The organism is Stieleria sp. (genome assembly GCF_041595215.1).
GTDB classification, from domain to species: domain Bacteria; phylum Planctomycetota; class Planctomycetia; order Pirellulales; family Pirellulaceae; genus Stieleria; species Stieleria magnilauensis.
The window spans coordinates 1-3,615 of record NZ_JBFHKV010000904.1 but is presented as its reverse complement, the minus strand read 5'-3'; the positions used below and the strand labels follow the sequence as shown (position 1 = coordinate 3,615).

Annotated in this window: 3 protein-coding genes; all 3 read left to right on the top strand. The window is 59.0% G+C overall.

Annotated elements, in window-relative coordinates:
* Window positions 1-451: DUF4129 domain-containing protein (locus tag ABX749_RS26025; protein ID WP_372898570.1), on the top strand; the 451-nt coding region annotated here is incomplete at its 5' end.
* 568 nt (window positions 452-1,019) lie between these two features.
* The gene (locus ABX749_RS26020) at window positions 1,020-3,467 is read left to right on the top strand and encodes a hypothetical protein (RefSeq protein WP_372898569.1); all 2,448 of its coding nucleotides are present in this window, start codon (window positions 1,020-1,022) and stop codon (window positions 3,465-3,467) included.
* A 1-nt stretch (window position 3,468) separates the two neighbouring features.
* The coding region (locus tag ABX749_RS26015) for an ATP-binding cassette domain-containing protein (protein WP_372898571.1) at window positions 3,469-3,615 on the top strand (147 nt) is incomplete at its 3' end.

Below are 3,615 nucleotides of genomic sequence, written 5' to 3'. Positions count from 1 at the left end.
GGAACGGTTGGCGTTGTGGTGGCAGTCGTTGTTCGGCCGCGAACGCGACGCAACCGGATTGGCGGACGCGATCGGCCCAGAAAAACTTCGCGACGCCCCTCGGCGACCGTTTGCTTCGTTCCGAAATCCGATCGGTCATGAAACCGATCCTCGGCGTGTGGTGGTGATGACCTGCCAGGCATTTGAAGCCTGGTCCCGTGAACGCGGGTTCGAGCGAAACCGTGACGAAACGTTCTCCGAGTTTGGTTTACGATTGAGGCAGGCGACGAAGCAGCGGCATGATGCGCGGGCACTGTTTGCACCGGTCGAATCCGCGACGGGCCGATTGACTGCAGCGTACGACCGGATCGTTTACGGCCGCGGCCAGGCGAGGCAAGGCGATCTCGATGCCGCCAAGGTACTGTGGAAACACATGACCAACGCCACGATCCACGAGATGGCCGGCGCGTGAAGCCCAATGCCGCCAAGTTAATATCAATGAAGGTGCCCGCACGCTGGCGCGAACCGGCTGACGCCAAACGAATATCAGCCGTTTGGCGCGAGCCTGCGGGCTCCAGCACAAGGAACGAACGCCTAACCGATTGACATCATCTTCCTACCTCCAAAATTTTCCGACCCATCCACCCAGCCACCGTGCCCCGTCAATTCGGTGAGAATCAGGGCATGGATGGCAGAATGATACGGGGCAGAATGATGGGGTGGCGTAAGCTGGCACTGACCGGCTGATCCCACGATGACCCTCGCTGGACGGCGCGACTTTTTTCAAGAATCATCGTGAATCCCCATTCAAACGCAGCGACCTTCGCCTGCAGGTGGATCTCTGGCGTTTTCCACGCTCTGGCGAACGTAGCTACGACCGTGTGGAGCATTCAATTTGAAGCGAGTCACTTGCATCGCCAGTTGGCGAATCTGTGCATCGGGAATCCTCTCCGGCGCACCAATCGCGTACACTAGTCACGGTTCGGACGGGGCCGCCCCCGACTCGTCTCCCCTGCCACTTTCCCACGTCGATTTTTCGAATGCCGCGTTCCGCGTTTTTCCTATTCGCCTTGCTGACCGTCCCGCTGATCGTCGGCTGTGAAGGCTGCACGACGACCCCGACGGCCGACCCCAACGCCCAAGAAGAGAATGCACCGCAGGAGGCCTATTCGACTCGCTCGGCGATCGTGTTCCCATCGGACCAAAGCGAGTCGATCGGCGCGGTCAAACCGGGGCACTGGATGACGGCGGAGCAGTCGATCCGCAGCAACAAGGCTGACACACGCGGAGAACTGTCCAGTCGATCGGAGGTGATTCTGCGCGACATCAACATGGAACGCACCGGGACGATCGAAAGCCTGCATTCGGTTCGTCCGGTCGTGTTGCCCAAGGGCCAGATGCGCGGCTTTGATTTCCGTTTTCGATGCCCGACTCCCAATTCCATCGACATTCGACGCATCAACCTGTCCAGCCGTTTCGTCCCTCGCAGCGGCGGCATCTTGGATACCGGTGGTCAACCGTTCAACGTGATGCGCGGCAGCGAGTATTTTTTCGTCGTTTTGACCGAGCGTCCCGAGCGATTCACGCGTCTGCAAACGGCCAATTGGACGCGATCGTTTGAGTCCGAGATCCAAGACCCGACCGGACACAGCAACTATCGCGTCGTTGTGCCGGATGCAAGCGACTTGCTGCCGTTGCCGGAAACGATGTTGGATTGGTCCAGCACCGCCGTGGTGCTTTGGGACGACCTGTCCGAAGACGCGTTGACGCCGCAGCAACACACCGCGCTGGCCGACTGGATTCGCTTCGGCGGTCGTTTGATCGTCAACGGGCCGGCGGCCGGCGACGCCATCGCCAACACCTCCCTGTCCGACGTGTTGCCGCTGGTCCCGACCAGCAACATCGAACTGGATGGTAACGCGGCGGCGGAGTTGTTGACCAAGAACTCGGTGGCGACGGATCGATCGCTGCAAAAACAAATCGAACTGGTTCGCTCTCAGATCAGCCACATCGCCGTCGACGGGCGTCTCGATCCCGACGCATCAGCCATCGACAAGACGGCGTCACTCGTTTTGAAACGACGCATCGGTCGCGGCACCGTCATCCAACCGCGGTTCGATTTGACCGACAACTGGATCGAAGCGTGGGACTCGTACGACAGCTTCGTCAATAGCGTGATTCTGAATCGTCCCCCGCGGGAATACGTCGAACCCAATTTCGGCGACGTCAGCCAAGAAGAACTGGCCGAACAAGGATACAACCCCAGCGAACTGCGATTGTTTTTCCAAGGAACCACGCTCCGCAGCGACGCCGCGGTGAACTCCAGATTCCGCATCACCACCCGCGACAGTCTGCTCGCCGGCACCGACGACGAGGAGAAAAAGAAGAACAGTCCCTTCGACGCGTTTTCCAGGGTGGACGCAGTGACGGGCATTTCCGCCTGGAACGATTCCAGCGACGCGATCACGATGCTGCAACAAAAGCTAACCAGCGAAGCGGGAATCGAGATTCCGGGTTCCGCCCTGGTGATTCGATCGCTTGCGATCTATTTGATCGTGTTGGTGCCGATCAACTATCTCGTGTTTCGCTTGATGAACCGGTTGGAGTACGCTTGGTTTGCGGTCCCATTGATCGCCGTGATTGGTGCGGCGTTTGCCGCCCGGCAAGCACAGCTGGATATCGGCTTTGCCCGCAGCACGACGGAACTTGCGATCCTGGAAGGACACGCCGGATACCCCCGCGCGCATTTGACCCGCATGATCGGCATCTACAATTCACTCTCCAGCCGCTACGAGTTGCAATTTCGCACGGTCGACGGCATCGCAGTCCCGCTGGACAACGAGCCGGATCCGAACACCGACATCCAACCGCTCATCCGCACCTCGTTCGAAGAAGGCCCATCGCTGGCTGATTTTGCCGTCAACAGTAACCGAATGCGTTACGTCCACAGCGAAGAGATGGTGGACCTGGGCGGCGCAATCGAATTCGACGGCGACAGCACCTTGACCAGCGAAGCCGACATCGAATTTTTAGACACGCTCGTGGTGCGAAAGAATGATCAAGGCGACACGGAAATCGCCGTGGTCGGGACCTTGAATCGCGGGGAGACCAAGACGGTTGAGTTTCGCACCACCGAGCGTTCAATGGTCGCCAACGATTTGCCGATGCAAGCCGACGACATGATGAGACGATTGGCGGCGACCGAGTCCATTCCCAACGGGACGATCCGCTTGATCGCACGAATCGATGGTGCGCTCGATGGACTCGAGATCTCCCCCGCGGCGAGCCAGCGAACCGCGCAGACCATCGCCATCATTCACCTGAAACATGCCGATCTGCCCGAACCGGTCGCCGACAAAAATCTTGTCAGTGACTTTCGCCGTGTGAACCGCATCGAGACCACGACACCGGAATCGGAAGATTCGAAACCGGATTCGGAAGCAACAGACACGACCGACAACACGACGCCGCCGACGGAGAGCGAGTGAGATGATCACGTTGACAGGATTCGGAAAGGACTATGGAGACTTCACCGCGGTGCAGGAGTTGGATCTTCATATTGAAGCCGGGGAGACGTTCGGATTCATCGGCCCCAACGGTGCAGGCAAAAGTACGACGATTCGATTTTTGGCCACG